The sequence below is a fragment of the Pseudoduganella namucuonensis genome, assembly GCF_900116645.1.
GTDB lineage: Bacteria > Pseudomonadota > Gammaproteobacteria > Burkholderiales > Burkholderiaceae_D > Rugamonas > Rugamonas namucuonensis.
The window spans coordinates 60,325-82,995 of record NZ_FPBO01000025.1; the positions used below are offsets into that span (position 1 = coordinate 60,325).

Genomic DNA, 22,671 nt, shown 5'->3' on the forward strand with positions numbered 1-22,671 from the left:
CGGGGCCAACCCCCGCGCCGCAAACAGCGTCGCCACCGTCCAGCCAAAAGCCTCGCGGTGAGACGGACTCAACGTATTGGAGAAGCAACGATGACACAAATGCCCAAAGACCTGCGCAAACAGACGCTGGACCTGATCAACGCCAGCAAGCAGGCCGACGGCGGCCCGGCTGCCGCGCTGATCGGCGCCTGGCTCGCCGCCATCGACGAGGAGGACCTGTCCGGGGTCGCGCCCGGCAGCCTGGTTCCCGTGCTGTGGGAAGGCTTCGCGCAGGCGGCCAGGCGCGGCGGCGCGGGCTGCCAGATCGCCCGGCTGCGCTACGCGGACGGCCGCGGCGGCATGGCGACGGCGTTGCTGATCCTGAACGACGACATGCCCTACCTGGTGGATTCCATCGTCATGGCCCTGCGCAAGCAGCGCTTGATCGCCAACGGCGTGCTGAACGCGGTGCTGCCGGTGGCGCGCGACGCCGACGGCGTGGCCACAGCCGCCGGCGCCGCCGCCGATCCTTCCGCCAAGATGGAATCGTTCGTGCTGGTCCTGCTGGCGGAAGACCTGGCGGACGGCGACCTGGCGGCCCTGGTGGACCGTTTGCAGCTGGTGGCGAACGACGCCGCCGTGGTGCGCCGCGACCTGCCGGCCATGAACGGCCGCTTCAGCTCCGTGGCCGCCGAGGCGGCGGCCGGAGGCGGGGAGGAGGGCAAGGAGGTCGCGGCCTTCCTGGAATGGGCCAGGACCGAGGGCTTCGAGCCCTTCGGCTACGCCTATTACCAGGTGAAACCGGGCGCGCGCGAATTGGAACGCGACGTCCCCAGCCGCGTCGGCGTGCTGCAGGACACCTCGCACCCGGTCTACGGCACCTGCCTGGCCAACATCCCCGGCGACTTCGACACCCTGTCCAAGCGCCCGCACGCGCTGTCCATCGTCAAGGCCGACGTGGAGGGCACGCTGCACCGCGACCAGCAGCTGGACTTCATCGGCGTGCGCCACACGGACGCGCAGGGCGCCATCCTGGGCGAGCACTGCTTCGTCGGCCTGTTCACCCGCGCCGCCTCCATCACGCCGCTGGCGCGCATGCCGTTCGCGCGCGGCCGCATCGCGCAGGTGCTGCAGATCGCCGGCGTGCGCAAGGAGGGCTTCCGCGCCGAGAAGTTCGTCGAGATCCTGGAATCGCTGCCCCGCACCGAGGCCATGGAGGCCGAACCGCAATGGCTGGCCGACGTGTGCGGCGCGGTCGTGTCGCTGTACAAGCAACCGCGCACCAAGGTGTTCGCGCGCCGCGACGTCTACGCCCGCCACCTGAACGTGCTGGTCTACCTGCCGCGCGAGCGCTACAGCTCCAGCGTGGCGCACGCGCTGGCCAAGACGCTGCAGCAAAGCTCGGGCGCGGCCAGCGTCAGCTCCCAGACCCTGGTGGCCGACGGCCCGCTGGCCCGCGTCTACCTGATCGCGCACGCCGCGCGCTACCCGCTGGACCTGGAAAGCGACATCCAGCGCCCGCTGCTGTCGCTGCTGGACGGCTGGCATAACAGCTTCTCGGCCCTGGCCGACGCCGTCGGCGAGGAGCCGCTGCGTTCCAGCCTGCGCAGGGTGTGCGCGACGCTGCCGGTCGACTATGTCGCCAGCACGGCGCCCGCCGTGGCCTTCCACGACCTGGGCGCGCTGCTGCGCAACGGCGACGGCGGCCACGTCGCCGCCCGCGTCGAACTGGCCGGCGCCGACAGCCCGGTGACCACCATCCGCCTGTACTCGGTGGACCGCGTGCCCTCGCTGTCGACCATCCTGCCGGCGCTGCACAACGCGGGCGTGGCGATCGACCGCGAACACACCCACACCGTCAACACCGGCGACGGCCGCCGCCGTTTCGTCACCAGCCTGCTGGTGGACGCGGACAGCGCCGCCAAGCTGGCGCAGCCCGGCGTGGCCGAGGTGGTGCAGGAACTGGTCACCGCGCTGTTCAACAACGAGGCCGAGGACGGCCGCCTGAACGGCCTGGTGATCGAGGGCGGCCTGTCCACCCGCCAGGTGCAGCTGGTGCGCGCCTACGTGAGCTACTGGCGCCAGGCCGGCAGCCGCTTCTCCGTGCGCTACGCGGCGGAAAGCCTGCGCAAGCAGCCCGCCGTCGTCAAGCAACTGGTGGACGCCTTCGAGCAGCGCTTCAATCCGGCCAACGGCGCCGAGCTGCGCGAAGCGGCCAGGGACAAGCTGGCCGCCATCAAGGCCGGCCTGCCCGCGCTGAACCACGCGGACACCGAGGAGATCGTGGCCGGCATGGTGGACCTGATCGGCGCCACCCTGCGCACCAACTACTACCAGAACGATCAGCGGGGCGACAAGATCATCTTCAAGTTCGACACCAGCAACCTGGCGCTGGTGCCGGAGCCGCGTCCCTTCCGCGAGATCTATGTGTTCTCGCGCCGCTTCGAGGGCGTGCACCTGCGCGGCGGCCCGGTCGCCCGCGGCGGCCTGCGCTGGTCGGACCGCATGGAGGACTACCGCACCGAGGTGCTGGGCCTGGTGAAGGCGCAGATGGTGAAGAACGCCGTGATCGTGCCGGCCGGCGCCAAGGGCGGCTTCGTCTGCAAGATGATGCCCAAGGACGCCGTGCGTGAAACCATCGCCGCCGAGGGCGAGGCCGTGTACCGCCTGTTCATCGCCAGCCTGCTGGAGGTGACCGACAACCGCGTGCTGGGCAATATCGTTCCGCCGGCCGACACCGTCTGCTACGACGGCAGCGACCCCTACCTGGTGGTGGCGGCCGACAAGGGCACCGCGACCTTCTCCGACATCGCCAACGGCATCGCCGTGCAGCGCGGCTTCTGGCTGGGCGACGCCTTCGCGTCCGGCGGCTCGAACGGCTACGACCACAAGAAGATGGGCATCACCGCCAAGGGCGCGTTCGAGGCCGTCAAGCGCCACTTCTACGAGATGGACCACGACATGGAAACCACCCCGTTCACCGTGGTGGGCGTGGGCGACATGTCGGGCGACGTGTTCGGCAACGGCGTGCTGCTGTCGAAGCGGATCAAGCTGCTGGCCGCGTTCGACCACCGCCACATCTTCCTGGACCCGAATCCGGACACCGCCGCCTCCTTCGCCGAACGCCAGCGCATGTTCGCGCTGCCGCGCTCCTCGTGGGAGGACTACGACAAGGCGCTGATCTCGCAGGGCGGCGGCGTGTACCCGCGCAGCGTCCGCTCGATCGAGCTGTCGCCGCGGATCCGCGCCGTGCTGGACATCGAGGAAAGCTCGCTGTCGCCGGAGGAGCTGATGCACCGCATCCTGCTGGCGCCGGTGGACCTGTTCTACAACGGCGGCATCGGCACCTACATCAAGTCGTCGGCCGAGACCCACGCGCAAGTGAAGGACCGCGCCAACGACAACATCCGCGTCAACGGCAACGAGCTGCGCTGCAAGATGGTGGCCGAGGGCGGCAACCTGGGCGCGACCCAGGCCGGCCGCATCGAGTTCGCGCTGGGCGGCGGCCGCATCTTCACCGACGCGATCGACAACTCGGCGGGCGTGGACTGCTCGGACCACGAGGTGAACGCGAAGATGTGGCTGGACGTGGAAATGAACGCCGGCCAGCTGGGCGAGGCGGACCGCAACCGCATCCTGAACGACATGACGGCCGACATCGAACGCCTGGTCCTGCGCGACAACACGCTGCAGACGCACCTGCTGGTGCGCGAGCAGCAGGCCCAGTCCGAGGCGGCGGCGCAGGACGGCTACGCCGCGCTGATCGCCAGCCTGGAGGAGGAGGGCGCGCTGTCGCGCGAACTGGAGCAGCTGCCGACGGTGGCCGAACTGGCGCGCCGCAAGGCCGACAACCGCGGCCTGACCACGCCGGAACTGGCGGTGGTGATCGCCAACGTGAAGAACCGCTACAAGCGCATCCTGTCGGCGTTGCCGCTGACGGACGAGGGCTGGGCCGAGTCGGTGCTGAAGCCGTACTTCCCTGACCTGCTGGTCGCCACCCGCAGCGCGCTGGCGCACCCGCTGGCCAACGCCATCCTGGCCACCGTGCTGGCCAACGAATCGGTGAACCGCTGCGGTCCGCTGATGCTGCGCGAACTGGCCGCCGAGCATGGCGTCGACGAGGCCGACGTGATCCTGGCTTGGGGCCAGGCGTGGTCCGCGCTGAACCTGGCGCCGGTGTTCGAGGCGCTGGACGCGGACGCGCTGAAGGTGCCGCGCGCCGTCTCCATCAGGGTGGACGGCCGCACCCGCGGCCTGCAGCGCGCCGTGATCCAGGGCGTGCTGTCGGTGCCCGCCGAGCAGCTGCGCGCGGCCGGCGGCATCGCCGAGCTGACCCGCCTGTTCGGGCAGCCGGACATGCTGCGCCAGCTGGTGCCGGCCGACGGCCGTTCCGAGGCGGACGGCGTGGCCGGCCTGCGTCCCGGCTTCGCCCACGCCTGGAGGGCGGTCGACGCCATCGAGGCGGTGGCGGCCTTCGTGTTCGCCGCGCTGTCGGTCAAGCGCCCGGCCGGCATGGACCTGCCGGCCTTCCTGCAGGTCGGCCTCGCGCTGCGCCACCAGGCCGGCATCGACACGCTGGAACGCGGCCTGAAGCTGCCCGCGCACAGCCGCTCGCAGGAACAGCTGCGCAGCTACGCGCAGCAGGCGCTGCGCCGCACCCAGCACCGCCTGCTGACGCAAGTGCTGGGCCGCGCCACCAACGGCCATGACGCCGCCGAGGCGGTGGAAGTGGTGACCAACACGCTGGGCCTGTCCGGCTATCCCGCCTCGGCGGACCTGGAACAGGCGATGCTGGACGTGTGGGCGCTGTCCGAGGCGGCCAGCGCCGTGGCGGCGTAAGGCATGGCCGCCGCTGACAACAACGCGCCGCCGGGGCAATTGCCGGCCCCGGTGCGGGCGCTGGCGGAGGCCGATTTCAGCGCCGTCGCGTCGCGCTTCGCGGCGGCCGGCTTCGTCGTGGGGCAACCCGCCGACGGCATCCTGACCATACGCGGCGGCGCCGCCGGCACCGTCCGGCCGGCGGTGCTGGTCTCGGTGGGCGTGCACGGCGACGAGACCGGGCCGATCGAAATCATGGCCTACCTGCTGGACGCGCTGTCGCGCGAGCCGGGGGCGCTGGCGGTGGACCTGATGCTCTGCGTCGGCAACATCGGCGCCATCCGCGCCGGCAAGCGCTTCATCGACGCGGACCTGAACCGCATGTTCCGCGCCGAGCGGGGCACGCTGGCCGGCACCGCCGAAGCGGCGCGCGCCGACGACATGATGGCCGCCACCGACGCCTTCTTCGCCGGCGCCGGCCCGGCGCGCTGGCACCTGGACCTGCACACGGCCATCCGGCCCTCGCACTATCCGGCGTTCGCCATCGTCCCCGAGCTGATCGAGCGGGACGCGCGCGCCACGCTGATAAGCTGGCTGGGCGACGCCGGCATCGGCGCCGTCATCATGAATCCGAAATCGGTGGGCACGTACAGCTATTACGCCGCCGAGCACCACGCGGCGGCGGCGACGACGGTGGAGCTGGGCCGCATCGGCACGCTGGGCCGCAACGACCTGGAGCAGTTCGCCGCCGCCTCGGCGGCGATGGACGCGCTGCTGCGCGGCCGCGCGCCCGCGGTGAAGGGACCGGCGCCGCACGTGTTCAACACGGCGCGGCAAGTGATCAAGCTGAGCGACCAGTTCACCATGGCCTTCGGCAAGGAGACCTGGAACTTCACGCCGCTGCCGCTGGGCGCCGAAATCGCCCGCGACGGCGACACCGTGTACCGGGTCGAGCATGCCGAGGAGCTGGTGGTCTTCCCCAACCCGGACGTTCGCGTCGGCCTGCGCGCCGCGCTGATGGTGGTCCGCGCCGCCTGACATGATCCGGCGCGGCCGCCCGCTGACGGGCCGCCGCGCCGGGTGTATCATCCCCGCACGACTATTCTTCGAAAGGTTGTGCCATGTCCCTAACCATGTACCAGGCTTCCATCCCCGCGTTCGTGCGCGCGCTGAATGTGCTGTCCGCGCTGTTGACGAAAGGCGAGGAGCACGCCGCCGAACACGGCATCGTGCCCGAAATCCTGCTGGGCGCGCGCCTGGCGGACGACATGATGCCGCTGACCGCGCAGGTGCAGCGCGTCAGCGACGCGGCCAAGCTGTGCATCGCGCGCCTGACCGGCGTCGACGCGCCCAAGTTCGAGGACAACGAAACCAGCTTCCAGCAACTGCGGGAGCGCATCGCGAAAACGGTGGCCTTCCTGGAAGGCCTGAGCGAAGCGCAGTTCGAGGGCAGCGATGAGCGCGACGTCACGCTGACCTTCGGCGCCTTCAGCCAGTCCTTCACCGGCCAGGGCTACCTGCTCACCTTCGCGCTGCCGAACTTCTACTTCCACGTCACCACCGCCTACGGCATCCTGCGCGCGCAGGGCGTCAAGATCGGCAAGCTGGATTTCCTCGGCCCCTTCAACTGAGGCCGCGAAGCTCGTCGACCGGCCACACCATCTCCAGCTCCATGCCGATCGACCGCGCCAGGCCGTCCAGGTCCGGAAACAGGGTGGCGTTGGTGATGTTCATGCGGTACAGCGCCTTCATGGCCTCGTCCCGCATGGCCTGCGGCAGCAGGATCTTCTTCAGCAGGGCGCCGCTGTCGCCGTAGTCGAGCAGGATCTCGTCCAGCGGCTTGTCCAGCATGCCGGGCACCACCAGCGTGCCCGATTGCGCCACCAGGCGGCGGTCCATCTCGGTCGGCTCGCCGGTCCAGATGATGGCGTTGGTGTTCGGCTGGAACAGGCGCGTGAAGTTGCCCGGCACGCGCGGGTCGATGCCGTCGCGGTTCATGTCCGGCTTGCCGCGCGGCGCGGCGGCCCACAGCCGCGGCGTGTTGAGCGCGTAGACGGCGGCGTCGCTGGTGGCGTGCTCCAGCGCGAAGAACACCGCCACGAAGGGCGACTTGGTGAAGTCCAGCAGGCGTGTCGGCGCGCCGTGGTGCTGCATCAGCGCCAGGCAGCGCAGCTCGTTGTCCAGCACCGACGGGTCGCCCAGGTAGTTGTGCGCCTTGCGGCGGAAAATGCGGATCGCGCGCTCCTCGCGCAGCCGCCAGCTGTTACGGTCGGGTATGTAGGCGCTCAGGTAGCGCGACAGGGAAGTGAGCAGCGGCCAGCCCGCGTCCTTCTGGCCGCGGAAGGCCCAGCCGTCCAGCTCCGCGATGAGCGTCATGAATTCGTTCCACGTACCGACTTTGACCTCTTCCATTCGCTGTCCTCCCTTGCACCACATTATGCACGGGCCGGGCGTAAAAAAAGGGAAACGCGCCATGCGTTTCCCTTCAGGGGGAGACAACACCGCCGCGCTGACTCGCGGCTGTTGTTGTTATTTGGTCGTCAAGTCGACGAGGTCAGATGCGCGGCGCGGCGCACGCGCGGCTGCCGGGTGGTGGCCGGCACGGCCACCGGCGCGCCGGGCGGCGCCGAACTCAAGGCCGACGTGTCGGGCGCGGTGTAGGGGCTGGGGCCCCGGCCCGGCAACCAGCCCAGGATGGCCGCCGTCGCGACGACGCACAGCAGGATCACGGAGCCCGCCGCGCCGATGGCCAAGGGGTGGATGCGGTTGCTGACGGTCGGGATTTTCTGGATGATCGGCATCTTGGGGCTCCGTATTGATGTGGGTCTTATGCGAGGCTTAAGATTAACGATCAGTCACGCCGCAATCTATACATGGCGCTGTATCAAAAGTAAGCAACTGTAACAGGGGCTCCGGCGCAAAATCCTGCTGGCGGCGCGCGGACAGGCCCTATAATCGCTAGGTTTTTTTGACCGAAACCAAGCAGGGCGCGGCGCTACAAGCGGCGCGCGGCTACACCACCATACAAGGAACGCCTGTGACTCAAACCCTGGTCCAGAAATTGACCCGCACCAAGCCGCTCGTGGCGCACGCCGAGGATGGCGAGACCGGCGGCCTGGCGCGCTCCATCGGCCTGTTTCCGCTGACGATGATCGGCGTCGGCGCCACCATCGGCACCGGCATCTTCTTCACGATGGTGGAAGCGGTGCCCAAGGCCGGTCCGGCGGTGATCCTGTCCTTCCTGCTGGCCGCCATCACGGCCGGCCTGACCGCGCTGTGCTACGCCGAACTGTCGTTCCGCATTCCCGCCGCCGGTTCCTCGTATTCCTTCGCCTACGCCACGGTGGGCGAGTTCATGGCCTTCATCATGGCCGCCTGCCTGCTGCTCGAATACGGCCTGGCGGCCAGCGCCACGGCCATCGGCTGGTCCGATTACCTGAACAACTTCCTCACCAACGCCTTCGGCTGGCACATACCGGACGCGCTGAAAAAGCCCATGATCGTCTCCGGCAAGACCGGCGTGGAGTTCAACCTCGGCCACATCAACCTGCCGCCCATGCTGCTGGTGGGGCTGTGCTGCTTCCTGCTGGCGCGCGGCGCCAGGGAGTCGGCCACCACCAACGCGCTGATGGTGCTGGTCAAGCTGGCCATCCTGGTGTTCTTCGTGGCGATCGCCTTCTCGGGCTTCGACGCGGCCAACTTCACGCCCTTCTTCAATATGGACAACAGCAAGAACATGGCCGGCATGGCCGGCGTGACGGCCGCCGCGGGCACCGTGTTCTTCTCCTTCATCGGCCTGGACACCGTGGCGACGGCGGGCGAGGAGGTGAAGAACCCCAAGCGCAACGTGCCGGTCGGCATACTCAGCGCGCTGCTGATCGTGACCGTGTTCTACCTGCTGGTGGCGGTGGCGGCGGTGGGCGCGCAGCCGGCGGCCATGTTCGAAGGCCAGGAGGCCGGGCTGTCGGTGATCCTCCAGAACGTGACCGGCAAGGCATGGCCCGCGCTGGTGCTGTCGGCCGGGGCGGTGGTGTCGGTGTTCAGCGTGACGCTGGTGACGATCTACGGCCAGACGCGCATCCTGTACGCGATCTCGCGCGACGGGCTGATACCGAGGATCTTCCAGAAGGTGAACCCGCGCACCTCGGCGCCGGTCGGCAACACGGTCATCGTGTCGATCGTGGTCGGCCTGGTGGCCGGGATGGTGGACTCCACCTTCCTGTGGGACATGGTCAGCATGGGCACGCTGACGGCGTTCATCGTGGTGTCGATCGCGGTGCCGGTGATGCGCAACAAGGACAAGATCGCCGGCGTCGTCACCGGCAAGGGCGGCTTCCGCGTGCCCTTCGGCCCCTACGTGATCCCGGGGCTGAGCATTTTCGCCTGCCTGTACATCATGCGCGACCTGTCGGCCACCACCTTCCGCATCTTCTTCATCTGGATGGTGGCCGCGGTGCTGACTTACCTCCTCTACGGCATGCGCAACTCGCGCCTGAACAAGCCGTAGCGGATGGCTTGCGGCGGCTTAGTAGTTGAAGTGCACAGCCCGGCGAACGCCGGGTTTCTTTTTGAGCAGCGACAGCGCTTCCAGGTCGGCCAGGGTGCGGTCCACGGAGGGCATCAGGCAGATACGGGCTGCGATGGCGGCGGCGCCGACGACGGCGGTTAAGAGGGCGATCAGTTCCATGGCTAACTCCTTTTGGCTGGTTGTTGAAGTCAAGTATAGGTGCCCTGACGCCATAACAAAACTTTTCATTTGTGATGCATGGCATTCACAATTTATATAACTAGACTTGCGAATGGCTAGCGATGGCGGTGCTTGCGGTATCATTGATAGCCTTAGAGCAATTGTGATCTGGAGCGGGACATGTCTTTGCGCATCAAACTGATGTTGGCGCTGCTGCTGACGGGCCTGGCGGCCGTGGCGATGGTGGGGGGCCTCACCTATGTCAGCGTCAATTCCAAGTTCGACACGATCCGGCAGAAGCAGGCGGGCGAGCACTTCCACCATTTCATGACGGCCTATCTGGCCAAGTATGGCGACTGGCAAACCGCCATCGCCACCGAATCGTTCGACCGTTTCGTGCAGCGCACGGAGCTTGAGCAGGGCCCGCCGGACGGCGAGCGCGCCAGCGACATGCTGGACCGGATGCCGCCCGCGATCGACATGCAGTCGCATGGCGCGCCGGCGCCCGACGCCGGCCAACCGGCCGCGCAGCCGCCCGCGCAGTCCCCGTCGCGCGGCTATGGCGCGCGTCCCCGGCCACCGGCCGACGAGGCGGCGCGGGACGGCGCTCCACCGCCGCGCCGCGACGGGACGCGGCCGGACCCGCGCGATGGCGCCGGCCCCCAGGACCGTATGCGGCCGCCGCCCAGGGACGGGGACGGCGCCTATTCTCCGCAGGATGGCACGCGGCAGCCGCCATCGGACGGCACGCGCCCCCCGCCGCAGGATGGCACGCGTCCCCCGCCACGGGACGGCGCGTACTCGCCGCAGGATGGCATGCGTCAGCCGCCACCCGACGGCGCGCGGCCTCCGCCGCGCGACGGCATGCGCCAGCCGCCGGAAGGCGGCCGTCCACCGCCGCCGGATGGCATGTACCCGCGGGATGGCGCCCGCCCACGGCCACCCGAGGGCGAGCGGCCGTCGCTGGATGGCCAGCGCGGCGCCGAGGGCCCGCAACAGGCTTTCCCGCGCATCCGGCGCGCCGCCTACGACACGCCGGCCGACACCCGCGCCGCCATCGTCAGCGACACGCCACGCGCCGCGGCCGCGCTGGCCGACAGCCCTCCGCCGCAAGAGCCGCCACGGGCCGGCGACGACCAGCCGCCGCGTGACGGCCGCCCGCCGCGCGACGGCCGGCCTCCCCGCGACGACGGCCGCGATAACCGCCGCGGCCCGCCGCCCTTCCGCTTCGTGCTGGCCGACCAGGACTACAAGGTGCTGCTGGGCGCCGGCCTGTACACTGTCGGCACCGAGCTGCCCGAGGCGGCGCGCGGGAAAACGCGGCCCATCGTCGTCAACGGCAAGCAGGTCGCCCACGTGTCGGCCGAGGGCGTGGTCACGCCGAGCAAGCAGGAACTGGAGTTCCTGGACGCGATGCAGTCCTCGCTGATGGCGGGCGCCGCCAGCGCCGCCGCCCTGGCCCTCGGCCTGGGCCTGCTGCTGAGCCGTGGCCTGAGCGGACGCCTGAGCAGCCTCACGGGCGCGGTGCGCGCCATGCAGGGCGGCTCGCTGCGCCAGCGGGTGCCGGCGCACGGCAAGGACGAGGTGGCCGCGCTGGCCAGCGCCTTCAACGACATGAGCGAACAGCTGGCCCGCAGCCACGAGGAATTGAAGGCCTCGCACCAGACCATCCTGGAACAGGCGGAGCAGCTGAAGGAGCTGAGCATCCGCGACGCGCTCACCAGCCTGTACAACCGCCGCCACTTCGACGAGCATGCCTGCACGCTGTACAACCAGGCGGTGCGCCACAAGCGTCCGCTCAGCCTCGTGATCGGCGACATCGACTTCTTCAAGAAGATCAACGACAACTTCTCGCACGCCACCGGCGACGCCGTGCTGCGCCACGTGGGCGCCATCCTGCGCAAGCACGTGCGCCTGAGCGACCTGGTGGCGCGCTACGGCGGCGAGGAGTTCGTGCTGGCGCTGCCGGAAACCGACTTGCCGCAGGCCGCCGCGCTGTGCGACAAGCTGCGCAAGCTCATCGAGTCCCATCCCTGGCACGAGGTCCATCCGGACCTGAAGGTCACCATGAGCATGGGGGTGTACGCCGACTACGCGGTGGGCACGGCCGAGGCCATGCTGCAAAAGGCCGACGAGCTGCTGTACCGCGCCAAGGAGGCGGGCCGCAACCGCGTCTGCCACGCCTAGCCGCCCGGGGCCCAGCTTGGCCCATGCCCGCCCGCGCGCCCCAACATGGGGCGCCGCGTCAACCTTCTCGATATGAAAAGCACCATCATGGTGCGAAATCCATTCCCCTTATCGTGCCGCTCCCAGCGCCGTCCCCTGGGCGGCCGCTGGCACGCCGTTTGCATGACAAGTCGCAGCGGGAGGCGCAGCGGACCACGGGTCGGCGAGACGCCTCTGAGCATGGAAGCTAGGGTTCCGGTCGCCGTCGCGCGATGCCTGGTCCGAGAGCAGCCGGCTCCGTCCCATTAAGGCGACGGGGCTCCACGGAGGGATAAAAGCCCGGGAGGTCATCACCACGCGTGATGCTCGCCTCCCGTCCTTTTACTCATTCGGGAGCCAACCATGCAATCACGCCTGCAATTCAGCCCATTCCTGCGCATCGCCGCCGCATCGCTGTTATCCCTCACGCTGGGCCTGGGCGCCCCCCGCGCGGCGCACGCCGAAGTCAAGGTGGGCCTGTCCGACTGGCCGGGCTGGGTGGCCTGGTACGTGGCCGACCAGAAGGGCTACTTCAAGAAGCACGGCGCCAAGGTCAAGCTGGTCTGGTTCGCCAACTACACCGACTCCATCGCCGCGCTGTCCGCCGGCCAGCTGGACGCCAATTCGCAAACCTGGTCCGACACCATGACGCCGCTGGCCAAGGGCGTGCCCGTCAAGACCATCCTCGTCAACGACAACTCCGCCGGCAACGACGCGCTGATGGTGAGCGCGAAGATCAAGTCGATCGCGGACCTGAAGGGCAAATCCGTCGCGCTGGAGCAGTTCAGCATCTCGCACTTCGTGCTGGCCAACGCGCTGGCGCGCAACGGCATGGGCATGAAGGACGTGAAGGTGGTCAACCTCACCGCCGGCGACGCCGCCTCCGCCTTCATGGCCGGCCGGGTGGACGCCGCCGTGGTGTGGAACCCCTGGGTCTCGCGCATCGAAACCAGCGGCAAGGGGCGCGCGTTGTTCACCTCCAGGGACATGCCCGGCCTGGTGCCGGACCTGCTGGTCGCGCACGGCAAGGCGCTGGGCGACCCGGCCAAGCGCGCCGAGCTCGTGGGCATGATCCGCGCCTGGCTGGACACCGAACAGTTCATCCGCACCAACCCTGCCGAGGCGGTGCGCATCATGTCCAAGGTGGTCGGCATGAAGCCGGACGAGTACCAGGTCTTCATGCCCGGCACGCGCTTCTTCGGCGCCGCCGACGTCGGCGCGGCGCTGGACGCGGGCAAGCCGCAGTCGCTGGTGGCGGTCGGCCCCGTCATCCACAAATTCCTCAGCGAGAACAAGCTGGTGGATGGCGCGGTCGATTACGCCAAGGGCGTGGACGCCACGCTGCTGGCCGACGCGCTGAAGAAGTAAGCCATGCGCGATTCCCACTCCGACAGCCCGGGCGCGCCCGCGCGCGCGACACGCAACCGCCGCTCGCCGTGGGCGGTGCGCGGCGGCCTGCCGCGTTCCAGCGCGCTGGCGCTGGCGCTGCTCGGCTTCCTGCTGCCCTTCATCGCGTGGACCGCCTTGTCCACCAGCGGCTGGGTCGACCCCGTGTTCCTGCCCACGCCGATGAAGGTGCTGCTGTGCGTGCGGGACTGGCTGTTGGTGGACAACCTGCTGGGCGACATCGGCGTCAGCATGGGCCGCGTGTTCGGCGGCTTCCTGCTGTCCGCCGCCGTGGCCCTGCCGCTGGGCGTGACGCTGGGCGCCTACGCCCCGGTGCGCGCGCTGCTGCAGCCGCTCACGGACTTCAGCCGCTACCTGCCCGCCGTCGCCTTCATCCCGCTCATCATGCTGTGGGTGGGCATCGATGAAAGCGCCAAGGTGGCGGTGGTGGTGGTGGGCGCCTTTTGCCAGATGGTGCTGCTGATCGCCGACGACATCGCCCGCGTGCCCGACGCCCCCATCGAGGCCGCCAAGACCATGGGCGCCACCGACGGCGAGGTGGTGCAGCACGTGCTGATCCCCGCCGCCCGTCCCGCCATGCTGGACACGCTGCGCTCCATGATGGGCCTGTGCTGGACCTACCTGGTGGTGGCCGAACTGGTGGCCGCCAATTCCGGCCTGGGCTACTCCATCCTGAAGGCGCAGCGCTTCCTCCAGACCGACAAGATCTTCGCCGGCATCCTGCTGATCGGCCTGGTGGGCCTGCTCACCGACCAGGCCTTCCGCTGGCTGCACCGGCGCGCCTTCCCCTGGCACCACCTGCGGAGCTGAACATGAAAACCGCCATCGACATCAAGATCGGCATCCGCCATCTCGACAAGCACTACGGCGCCGGCGCGCGCCGCACGCACGCGCTGCGCGACGTCTGCCTGGACATCGCCGCCGGCGAATTCGTCACCCTGGTGGGCGCGTCCGGCTGCGGCAAGTCCACCTTGCTGCGCACCCTGGGCGGCCTGGAGGAATACGCCGAGGGCGACATCGTCTGCAATGGCGCCAGCGTGGACGGCCCCGGCCCGGACCGCGCCATGGTGTTCCAGAGCTACAGCCTGTACCCCTGGCTCACCGTCACGCAGAACATCAAGTTCTGCCGCCGCCTGAAGCACCACCGCGAGGATGCCACCTCGGCCGACGTGGAAATGGCGGCCGGCCGGGCCGAGGCGCTGGTGGCGCTGATGGGCCTGGGCCACGTGGCGCACGCCTATCCGGCCGAACTGTCCGGCGGCATGCGGCAGCGCGTGGCGATCGCCCGCGCGCTGATGATGCGGCCCGACGTGCTGCTGATGGACGAGCCCTTCGGCGCGCTCGACGCGCAAACGCGCGAAGTGATGCACGACCTGATACGCCACGTCTACCTGCTGGAAAAGACCACCGTGGTCTTCGTCACGCACGACGTGGAGGAGGCGATCTACCTCGGCCAGCGCGTGGTGGTGATGGCGCCGCGTCCCGGCCGCATCGACTCCATCATCGACATCCCCTTCGGCGCGCGGCGCACGCAGGAACTCAAGCTGGCGCCGGAATTCACGGACCTCAAGCGCCAGGTGCTGGAGCGCATCCGCGCCACGTCCGGCATGCGGACCGACCTGGAACAGCTGGAAAAACTGACACGCAACATCACCCTATCCGGAGACTGACATGACTGAGAACAAGAACACGCTGTGGACCGAGACGGTGCCCGGCGGCGGCCACTGGTCCTACCGCATACGGCGCGGCACCACGCTGCGCTTCACGGACCTGGAGGGCGGCGCCAACGTCGCCATCCTGCTGTACCGCGCCGACGAGCGCCTGGAGCGCCTGAACCTGCAGGACACGCTGAAAGCCCAGCACACCGCCCACCTCACCGCCGGCAACGTGCTGTACTCGGACATGGGCCGCATCCTGGCCTCCATCGCCGCCGACACCGTGGGCTGGCACGACCCGCTGTGCGGCGTGTCCGACGCGGCGCTGGTGCGCGCCCGCCACGGGGACAAGCGCTACCAGGAACACCGCAACGCCATGCACCGCAACGGCAAGGACAGCCTGCTGATCGAGATCGGCAAATGGGGCCTGGGCCTGCGCGACCTGGTCCCCAACGTGAACCTGTTTTCCAAGGTGACGGTGGATGCAGAGGGCCGCTTCCACTACGTGCCCGGCAACTCGCGCAAGGGCGACAGCGTGGACCTGCGCTTCGAGATGGACACGCTGCTGGCGCTGTCCACCGCGCCGCATCCGCTCGATCCCGCGCCCGAATACGCGCCGAAGAAGGTGTCCATCGAGGCGTGGGAATCCGGCGTCGCGCCGGCGGACGACATCTGCCGCCTGTCCTGCCCCGAGAACGGGCGCGGCTACCACAACACCGAACTCGCCCACCGATAGGAGACCGGCATGACCACACTGCTCGAAAGCCCCCGCGATTCCGCCAGCGCCGTCCTGGACCACTACCTGCCGGCCGGCGAACCATGGCTGCACAAGGTGAAGCGCGGCCAGGTGCTGCGCATCGTCGACCTGGAAGGCAACCAGGCGGTCGACACCATCTTCTACAACGCCGCCGACACCGCCGAGAGCTACAGCGTGACGGACACCCTGCAGCGCCAGGGCGGCATCTACCTGAGCACCGGTTCGGTGCTGTACTCGAACCGCGGCCGCGCCATGCTGAGCATCGTGGCCGACACCTGCGGCCGGCACGACACGCTGGGCGGCGCCTGCGCCGCCGAGAGCAACACGGTGCGCTACGCCGCGCAGAAGAAGTTCATGCACAGCTGCCGCGACAACTACCTGCTGGCGCTGGCGCACGCCGACATCGGCATGGGCAAGCGCGACATCGCGGCCAATGTGAACTTCTTCATGAACGTGCCGGTGACGCCTGAGGGCGGACTGAGTTTCGAGGACGGCCTGTCCGCGCCCGGCAAGTACGTGGAGCTGCGCGCCGAGATGGACGTGCTGGTGCTGGTCTCGAACTGCCCGCAGCTGAACAACCCGTGCAACGCCTACAACCCCACGCCCGTGCGCTTCGTGATCTGGGACGAACAATGACAAAGCTGAACAAGATACTGATCGCCAACCGCGGCGAGATCGCCTGCCGCATCATCCGCACCGCGCGCGGCATGGGCATACGCACGGTGGCGATCTACTCCGAGGCGGACGTGGAGTCGCTGCACGTGCGCCTCGCCGACGAGGCGGTGTGCGTGGGACCGGCCGCGGCGTCGGCCAGCTACCTGGCCACGGAGCGGGTGCTGGAGGCGGCGCGCGCCACCGGCGCGCAGGCCATCCATCCGGGCTATGGCTTCCTGAGCGAGAACGCGGCGTTCGCCGAGGCCTGCGCGGAGGCCGGCATCCGTTTCATCGGCCCCACGCCGCACCAGATGCGCGAGTTCGGCCTGAAGCACACGGCGCGCGCGCTGGCGCAGCGGGCGGACGTGCCGCTGCTGCCCGGCACCGGCCTGCTGGACGACGCGCGGGACGCGCTGGCGCAGGCCGAGCGCATCGGCTATCCGGTGATGTTGAAGAGCACCGCCGGCGGCGGCGGCATCGGCATGCGCCTGTGCCGCGACGCGGCCGAGCTGGAGGCGGCGTACGCGTCGGTGCTGCACCTGTCCGAGAACAACTTCAAGAACAGCGGCATCTACCTGGAAAAGTTCGTGGAGAACGCGCGCCACGTGGAGGTGCAGATCTTCGGCGACGGGCGCGGCAACGTGGTGTCGCTGGGCGAGCGCGATTGCTCGGTGCAGCGCCGCAACCAGAAGGTGATCGAGGAGACGCCGGCGCCGGGACTGGACGACGCCACGCGCGCGGCCCTGGCCTCGACGGCGGTGCGGCTGGCGAGCGCCATCTCCTACCTGTCCGCCGGCACGGTGGAGTACGTGCTGGACGCCGACAGCGGCGCCTTCTACTTCCTGGAGGTGAACACGCGCCTGCAGGTGGAGCACGGCGTGACGGAAGCGGTGTTCGGCGTCGACCTGGTGGAGTGGATGATACGCGCGGCCATGCCGGGCTTCGAGCTGCCGCCGCAGGACAGCCTGCGAAGCAGCGGCCACGCGATGCAGCTGCGCGTGTACGCGGAGGATCCGAACAAGAACTTCCAGCCCTCGTCCGGCGTGCTGACGCAGGCGGCCTTCGCGCCCGGCCTGCGCGTGGACACGTGGATCGAGCGTGGCGTCACCGTGAGCCCGTTCTACGATCCCCTGCTGGCCAAGCTGATCGTGCACACCGCCACGCGCGGCGAGTCCATCGCCGCGCTGTCGTCGGCCTTGCTGGACACGCGCATCGACGGCATCGAAACCAACCTGGGCTACCTCGGCACCATCCTCGCCTATCCGGCGTTCACCGAGGGCAAGCAGATCACGCGCATGCTGGCGGGCATGCCCTACCATCCGCGCACGGTGGAAGTGCTGGAGGGCGGCATCCAGACCACGGTGCAGGACTACCCGGGCCGCCTCGGCCTGTGGGCGGTCGGCATTCCGCCGTCCGGTCCGATGGACTCCTACGCGCACCGCTACGCCAACCGCTTGCTGGGCAACGGCGACGACGCCGCCACGCTGGAGATGACGCTGCAGGGCGCGACGCTGGCGTTCAACTGCGACAGCGTGGTCGCGCTGGCCGGCGCCGACATGAACGCCACCCTGTCCGGGCCGGACGGCAAGCGCCGCCTGGCCAGCTGGCGGGCGCACCCGGTGAAGGCGGGCGAAACGCTGCGCTTCGGCGCCATCGACGGCGCGGGCCTGCGCGGCTACGTCGCCTTCGCGGGCGGCATCGACACGCCGGAATACCTGGGCAGCCGCGCCACCTTCACGCTGGGCCAGTTCGGCGGCCATGGCGGCCGGGCGCTGCGCGGCGGCGATGTGCTGAAGCTGCGTGCGGCGCGGGCGCCGCACGCGCCAGCCGCCGCCATTCCCGCGGCGCTGTCGGCGGCGGTTCCCGCGTACAGCCACGCCTGGGAAATCGCCGTCCACTACGGCCCCCACGGCGCGCCGGACTTCTTCACCGACGACGACATCGCCATGTTCTTCGGCACCGACTGGCAGGTGCACTTCAACTCCAGCCGCACCGGCGTGCGCCTGGTCGGCCCCAAGCCGCGCTGGGCGCGCACGGACGGCGGCGAGGCGGGCCTGCACCCGTCCAACATCCACGACAACGCCTACGCCATCGGCTCGGTCGACTTCACCGGCGACATGCCCGTGATCCTCGGCCCGGACGGCCCCAGCCTGGGCGGCTTCGTCTGCCCGGCCGTGATCGTGTCGGCCGACCTGTGGAAGATGGGCCAGTTGAAACCCGGCGACACCGTGCGCTTCATCCGCGTGACGGTGGAGCAGGCCGCCGCGATGCGCGGCGCGATGGAGGCGGTGTTCGATGATCCCGCCGCCGAAGCCGAAGCCGAAGCGGCCTTGGCCCCCGTATTCGCGCCGCCGAAGACCGCCGCGGGCGAGGCCGCGCCCGCGGTCGCCGGCCGCGCCACGTGCCCGGACGGCACGCCCGTGCTGTACCGCCGCGCCGGCGACGACTATCTGCTGGCCGAATTCGGCGACATGGTGCTCGACATCGAGCTGCGCTTCCGCGTCCACGCGCTGATGCTGGCCATCGAGGCCGCGCGCCTGCCGGGCGTGATCGACCTCACCCCCGGCATCCGCTCGCTGCAAGTCCACTTCGACCACCGCCGCCTGCCGGCCGCGCGGCTGATCGAGCGGATCGACGCCTTGCTCGCCCAGCAGCCGCCGGTGGACGAGATGGTCGTGCCGTCCCGCATCGTGCACCTGCCGCTGGCCTGGAACGACGAGCAAACCCGCCTCGCGATCCAGAAGTACCAGACCACGGTGCGTCCGGACGCGCCCTGGTGCCCCAGCAACATCGAATTCATCCGCCGCATCAATGGCCTGGACAGCGTGCAGGAGGTGTACGACGTGCTGTTCAACGCCAGCTACATGGTGCTGGGCCTGGGCGACGTGTACCTCGGCGCGCCGGTCGCCACGCCGGTCGATCCGCGCCACCGCCTGGTGACGACCAAGTACAACCCGGCCCGCACCTGGACCCCGGAGAACGCGGTCGGCATTGGCGGCGCCTACCTGTGCGTGTACGGCATGGAAGGGCCGGGCGGCTACCAGTTCGTCGGCCGCACGGTGCAAATGTGGAACCGCTACCGCCAGACCGCCAGCTTCCGCGACGGCAAACCGTGGCTGCTGCGCTTCTTCGACCAGATCCGCTTCCACGAGGTGAGCGAGGCGCAGCTGCTGGAGCACCGCCGCGACTTCCCGCTGGGGCGCTTCGACATCCGCATCGAGGAAACCACGTTCTCGCTGGCCGACTACCGGCGCTTCCTGGCCGCCGAGCGGCCGTCCATCTCGGCGTTCAAGCAAAAGCAGCAGGCCGCCTTCGAGGCCGAACGCGAACGCTGGGGCAGCGCGCCGGCCGACTACGTGGGCGAGGCGGTGGCCTCGGCCGACGCCGTGGCCGAGCTGCCGCGGGGCAGCCGCTACATGTCCGCCGTGGTGCCGGGCAGCGTGTGGAAGGTTGTCGCGCAGCCCGGCGACACGCTGGCCGAGGGCGACCTGGTCGCCATCCTGGAATCGATGAAGATGGAAATCCCGCTGCGCGCGCCCGCCGCCGGCGTGCTCAGTTCCTGGCTGGTCAGCGAAGGAAAGCCGGTGGAAGCCGGACAGCACGTGGCCATTTTCGTGGAGGCCGACCAGCCATGAACGCATACCAACACACCGCACACCCACTCAAGGAGCAAGCCATGCCGCATCGCAGCCCTAAACTGAACCCGAGTCATATCGCCCTCGCCGCCGCGGCCCTCGCCGTATGCGCCGGCCTGCACACCGGCGCAGCGCTGGCCGAGGAGGCCGCCGCGCCCGCGCTCACCGCCCACGTGGACCTGGTGAGCCGCTACGTCCTGCGCGGCATCACCTCGACCTACGGGCCGGGCGCGCCGCTGGGCAACGCGGGGGCGGACGCGCCGGAGTCGGACCGCGCCGCCCTGCAGTGGGGCGCGGACTGGAGCCACCCGTCCGGCTACTACCTGGGCTACTTCGGCTCCACCGTCAACTACTCCTACCGCCGCCTGGGCCAGTCCTACTCCGACCGCAGCGTCGCCAGCTTCCAGTCCGCGAAATCGGTCGAGAACGACCTGTATGGCGGCTATAACGGCAAGGCCGGCGACATCGGCTACACCGTCGGCGCGACCGGCTACGTCTACATCAACGGCAAGCACGCCGACGCCATCGAGACCAAGCTGGCGCTGAGCTACGACGCCTTCACGCTGGCCGCGCAAACGCTGCTGGAGGACGTGGTGTGGGGTAACAGCGGCGACACCTACTGGACGCTGAACTTCAGCAAGCCGCTGCCGTACGAGCTGGCGCTGACCGCCTCGCTGGGCTACTACAGCTACGGCAAGGAGGGCAAATACCTGGGCACGCGCGACACCGCCATGGGCGTCAATTGCGCCGCCGGCGAAAGCTTCTTCACCAACGGCTGCCTGGCGGGCGGCCGTCCCGTGTCGGGGGCCTTCCGCCACCTGATCATCGGCGTCACGCGGCCGATCGGCGCGACGGGCCTGACGTGGGGCGTGCAGGCCATCCTGGGCGGCAAGAACCGCTACGGCGTTGAACAGAAGAACCAGCTGCTCGCCACGCTGAGCTACGGCATATAAGGGGATGGACATGGATCTCACGATAGAAGGATTACGCCGCCAGTACGAAGCGGGCACGCTGCTGCCCAGCGAGTGCGTCGAGCGGGTGCTGGCGCGCGTGGCGGACGCGGGCCGCGACGAGGTATGGATTTCGCGCGTTCCGGGGCAGCGCCTGCTCGAGCAGGCGCGCGCGCTGGACCGGCTGCTGGCCGGGGAGGGCGCGGCGGCGCTGGAGCGCCTGCCGCTGTTCGGCGTGCCGTTCGCGGTGAAGGACAATATCGACGTGGCGGGCATGCCCACCACCGCTGCCTGTCCCGCCTTCGCCTACACGCCCGAAGCCTCCGCCACCGTGGTGGAGAAGCTGCTGGCGGCGGGGGCGCTGCTGGTCGGGAAGACCAACCTGGACCAGTTCGCGACCGGCCTGGTGGGCACGCGCTCGCCCTACGGCGCGGTGCGCAACGCGCGCCATCCGGAACACGTGTCCGGCGGCTCAAGCGCCGGTTCCGCCGTGGCGGTGGCGCTGGGCCTGGTGAGCTTTTCGCTGGGGACCGACACGGCGGGCTCGGGCCGCGTGCCGGCGGGCCTGAACAACATCGTGGGCCTCAAGCCCACGCCCGGCCTGCTCAGCACGCGCGGCGTGGTGCCGGCCTGCCGCACGCTCGATTGCGTTTCCGTCTTCGCCGCCACCGTGGCGGACGCGTGGGCGGTCACGCGCGCGGCGGCGGGCTATGACGCCGCGGAGCCTTATTCGCGCAAGGTGCCGATGGCCGGCGTGCGGCGGCGCGGCTACCGCGTCGCGGTGCCCGCCCAGCTGGAGTTCTACGGCGACGCGGCCGCCGAACGGGCGTTCGCCGAGAGTCTGGAACGGCTGGCCGCCCATCCCGGCTGCACGGTCGAGCGCATCGACTACACGCCGTTCCGCGAAGCCGCGCTGCTGCTGTATCAGGGGCCCTGGGTCGCCGAGCGGCGCGCCGCCGTCGGCGACTTCTTCGAGGCGCGCCGCGCGGAGATGGACCCCACCGTGGCCGGCATCATCGCCCAGGCGGACAAGTTCAGCGCTACGGACGCCTTCAACGGCCAATACCGCCTCGCCGAACTGCGCCGCGCGGCGGAAGAGCGGCTGCGGACTTGCGACCTGCTGCTGGTCCCCACCGCGCCGACCATGCCGACGATCGCGGCGGTGCGGGCCGAGCCCGTGCTGCGCAATTCGGAGCTGGGGCACTACACCAACTTCGTCAACTTCTTCGACATGGCGGCCATCGCGGTGCCGGCCGCGGGACGCGACGACGGCCTGCCGTTCGGCGTCACGCTGATCGGCCGCGCGGGGGCGGACCACATGCTGGCCGCGGCGGCGCAGGAACTGATGCCGCTGTGGGCCGGCGCCGAGTCGGGCAGCGCCGGGGCCGGCGCACCGGTCGCGGGATCGCCGCTGCCGCTGTCGGAACCGGGCGTGCTGCTGGCGGTCGTGGGCGCCCACCTGGAAGGCCAGCCGCTGAACTGGCAGCTGCTGGAGCGCGGCGGCCGCAAGGTCGCTTCCACGCGCACGCAGTCGTGCTACCGCCTGTACGCGCTGCCCGGCACCACGCCCCCCAAGCCCGGCCTGGCGCGGGTGGCGGAGCGGGGCGCCGCGATCGAAGTGGAGGTGTGGGAGCTGCCGTTGCGCGCGTTTGGCGCCGTGGTGGCCGAGGTCCCCGCGCCGCTGGGCATAGGCTCGCTGGAACTGGCCGACGGCAGCTGGGTGAAAGGCTTCATCTGCGAACCGCTGGCATTGGAGGGCGCGCAGGACATCACACAACACGGCGGCTGGCGCGCCTATCTGGCCACCCGTTGAAAAGGAGAACAGTCATGACCAGGAACGGCATGCTGCAATCGCTATGGAAGCTGCTGCGCGGCGCGGTGCTGATGATCGCGAGCCACCCGCGCGGACGCAACCCGCGAGACC

Annotated in this window: 16 protein-coding genes and 1 riboswitch; of the genes, 13 read left to right on the forward strand and 3 right to left on the reverse strand. The window is 69.7% G+C overall.

All coding sequences use genetic code 11. The annotated features are described in order from the left end of the window. The first annotated feature begins 90 nt into the window (after positions 1–90). From BM436_RS23315 to BM436_RS23325, 3 genes are all read left to right on the forward strand, one after another. Positions 91–4,818, forward strand: coding sequence for an NAD-glutamate dehydrogenase domain-containing protein (locus tag BM436_RS23315; RefSeq protein WP_093557935.1), 4,728 nt, complete (start codon positions 91–93; stop codon positions 4,816–4,818). A 3-nt stretch (positions 4,819–4,821) separates the two neighbouring features. Then, complete coding sequence (locus tag BM436_RS23320; RefSeq protein ID WP_093557936.1) at positions 4,822–5,835, forward strand: succinylglutamate desuccinylase; 1,014 nt, start codon at positions 4,822–4,824, stop codon at positions 5,833–5,835. A gap of 83 nt (positions 5,836–5,918) precedes the next feature. Then, positions 5,919–6,428 (forward strand): DUF1993 domain-containing protein, encoded by a 510-nt coding sequence (locus BM436_RS23325; RefSeq protein ID WP_093557937.1) that lies wholly within the window; start codon positions 5,919–5,921, stop codon positions 6,426–6,428. Here the strand turns inward: BM436_RS23325 and BM436_RS23330 are convergent. After that, positions 6,421–7,209 (reverse strand): FRG domain-containing protein, encoded by a 789-nt coding sequence (locus BM436_RS23330; protein ID WP_093557938.1) that lies wholly within the window; start codon positions 7,207–7,209, stop codon positions 6,421–6,423. The genes BM436_RS23325 and BM436_RS23330 overlap by 8 nt on opposite strands. 128 nt (positions 7,210–7,337) lie before the next feature. Beyond that, on the reverse strand, positions 7,338–7,598 hold the full coding sequence (locus BM436_RS23335) for a hypothetical protein (RefSeq protein ID WP_093557939.1): 261 nt from the start codon (positions 7,596–7,598) through the stop codon (positions 7,338–7,340). Between the two features lie 236 nt (positions 7,599–7,834). On the opposite strand from BM436_RS23335, the gene BM436_RS23340 reads away from it, so the two are divergent. Next, on the forward strand, positions 7,835–9,304 hold the full coding sequence (locus tag BM436_RS23340; RefSeq protein ID WP_093557984.1) for an APC family permease: 1,470 nt from the start codon (positions 7,835–7,837) through the stop codon (positions 9,302–9,304). An 18-nt stretch (positions 9,305–9,322) separates the two neighbouring features. On the opposite strand, the gene BM436_RS37205 is transcribed toward BM436_RS23340, so the two are convergent. Then, a complete protein-coding gene (locus BM436_RS37205; protein ID WP_177307449.1) occupies positions 9,323–9,484 on the reverse strand; it encodes a hypothetical protein in 162 nt (53 codons plus the stop codon). A 180-nt stretch (positions 9,485–9,664) separates the two neighbouring features. Between BM436_RS37205 and BM436_RS23345 the strand changes: the two genes are divergently transcribed. The 9 genes from BM436_RS23345 to atzF all read left to right on the forward strand — a co-directional run bounded on the left by BM436_RS23345 (position 9,665) and on the right by atzF (position 22,560). Next, positions 9,665–11,671: a sensor domain-containing diguanylate cyclase gene (locus tag BM436_RS23345; protein ID WP_229490637.1), complete on the forward strand. Its 2,007-nt coding sequence runs from the start codon at positions 9,665–9,667 to the stop codon at positions 11,669–11,671. A 215-nt stretch (positions 11,672–11,886) separates the two neighbouring features. Next, a riboswitch (guanidine-I (ykkC/yxkD leader) is annotated at positions 11,887–11,998 on the forward strand. A gap of 54 nt (positions 11,999–12,052) precedes the next feature. After that, complete coding sequence (locus BM436_RS23350) at positions 12,053–13,057, forward strand: ABC transporter substrate-binding protein (protein WP_093557940.1); 1,005 nt, start codon at positions 12,053–12,055, stop codon at positions 13,055–13,057. A 3-nt stretch (positions 13,058–13,060) separates the two neighbouring features. Next, complete coding sequence (locus BM436_RS23355) at positions 13,061–13,906, forward strand: ABC transporter permease (RefSeq protein WP_093557941.1); 846 nt, start codon at positions 13,061–13,063, stop codon at positions 13,904–13,906. Positions 13,907–13,908: 2 nt separating this feature from the next. Further along, positions 13,909–14,766, forward strand: coding sequence for an ABC transporter ATP-binding protein (locus BM436_RS23360; RefSeq protein ID WP_093557942.1), 858 nt, complete (start codon positions 13,909–13,911; stop codon positions 14,764–14,766). A 1-nt stretch (position 14,767) separates the two neighbouring features. Next, entirely contained in the window at positions 14,768–15,487 is a 720-nt protein-coding gene (locus BM436_RS23365) for an urea amidolyase associated protein UAAP1 (protein WP_093557943.1), read from the forward strand. Positions 15,488–15,496: 9 nt separating this feature from the next. Then, a complete protein-coding gene (locus BM436_RS23370) occupies positions 15,497–16,144 on the forward strand; it encodes an urea amidolyase associated protein UAAP2 (protein ID WP_093557944.1) in 648 nt (215 codons plus the stop codon). Continuing rightward, a complete protein-coding gene (uca, locus tag BM436_RS23375) occupies positions 16,141–19,797 on the forward strand; it encodes an urea carboxylase (RefSeq protein WP_093557945.1) in 3,657 nt (1,218 codons plus the stop codon). The genes BM436_RS23370 and uca overlap by 4 nt, the downstream gene beginning before the upstream one ends. A 41-nt stretch (positions 19,798–19,838) precedes the next feature. Next, positions 19,839–20,750 (forward strand): TorF family putative porin, encoded by a 912-nt coding sequence (locus BM436_RS23380; protein WP_093557946.1) that lies wholly within the window; start codon positions 19,839–19,841, stop codon positions 20,748–20,750. 10 nt (positions 20,751–20,760) lie between these two features. Further along, positions 20,761–22,560: an allophanate hydrolase gene (gene atzF, locus BM436_RS23385; protein WP_093557986.1), complete on the forward strand. Its 1,800-nt coding sequence runs from the start codon at positions 20,761–20,763 to the stop codon at positions 22,558–22,560. Positions 22,561–22,671: the final 111 nt, after the last annotated feature.

Excerpts from the sequence above, each read along its gene's own strand:
- BM436_RS23315 (WP_093557935.1), top strand. The coding sequence starts at position 91 with ATGACACAAATGCCCAAAGACCTGCGCAAACAGACGCTGGACCTGATC.
- BM436_RS23320 (WP_093557936.1), top strand. The coding sequence starts at position 4,822 with ATGGCCGCCGCTGACAACAACGCGCCGCCGGGGCAATTGCCGGCCCCG.
- BM436_RS23325 (WP_093557937.1), top strand. The coding sequence starts at position 5,919 with ATGTCCCTAACCATGTACCAGGCTTCCATCCCCGCGTTCGTGCGCGCG.
- BM436_RS23330 (WP_093557938.1), bottom strand. The coding sequence starts at position 7,209 with ATGGAAGAGGTCAAAGTCGGTACGTGGAACGAATTCATGACGCTCATC.
- BM436_RS23335 (WP_093557939.1), bottom strand. The coding sequence starts at position 7,598 with ATGCCGATCATCCAGAAAATCCCGACCGTCAGCAACCGCATCCACCCC.
- BM436_RS37205 (WP_177307449.1), bottom strand. The coding sequence starts at position 9,484 with ATGGAACTGATCGCCCTCTTAACCGCCGTCGTCGGCGCCGCCGCCATC.
- BM436_RS23345 (WP_229490637.1), top strand. The coding sequence starts at position 9,665 with ATGTCTTTGCGCATCAAACTGATGTTGGCGCTGCTGCTGACGGGCCTG.
- BM436_RS23350 (WP_093557940.1), top strand. The coding sequence starts at position 12,053 with ATGCAATCACGCCTGCAATTCAGCCCATTCCTGCGCATCGCCGCCGCA.
- BM436_RS23355 (WP_093557941.1), top strand. The coding sequence starts at position 13,061 with ATGCGCGATTCCCACTCCGACAGCCCGGGCGCGCCCGCGCGCGCGACA.
- BM436_RS23360 (WP_093557942.1), top strand. The coding sequence starts at position 13,909 with ATGAAAACCGCCATCGACATCAAGATCGGCATCCGCCATCTCGACAAG.
- BM436_RS23365 (WP_093557943.1), top strand. The coding sequence starts at position 14,768 with ATGACTGAGAACAAGAACACGCTGTGGACCGAGACGGTGCCCGGCGGC.
- BM436_RS23370 (WP_093557944.1), top strand. The coding sequence starts at position 15,497 with ATGACCACACTGCTCGAAAGCCCCCGCGATTCCGCCAGCGCCGTCCTG.
- uca (WP_093557945.1), top strand. The coding sequence starts at position 16,141 with ATGACAAAGCTGAACAAGATACTGATCGCCAACCGCGGCGAGATCGCC.
- BM436_RS23380 (WP_093557946.1), top strand. The coding sequence starts at position 19,839 with ATGCCGCATCGCAGCCCTAAACTGAACCCGAGTCATATCGCCCTCGCC.
- atzF (WP_093557986.1), top strand. The coding sequence starts at position 20,761 with ATGGATCTCACGATAGAAGGATTACGCCGCCAGTACGAAGCGGGCACG.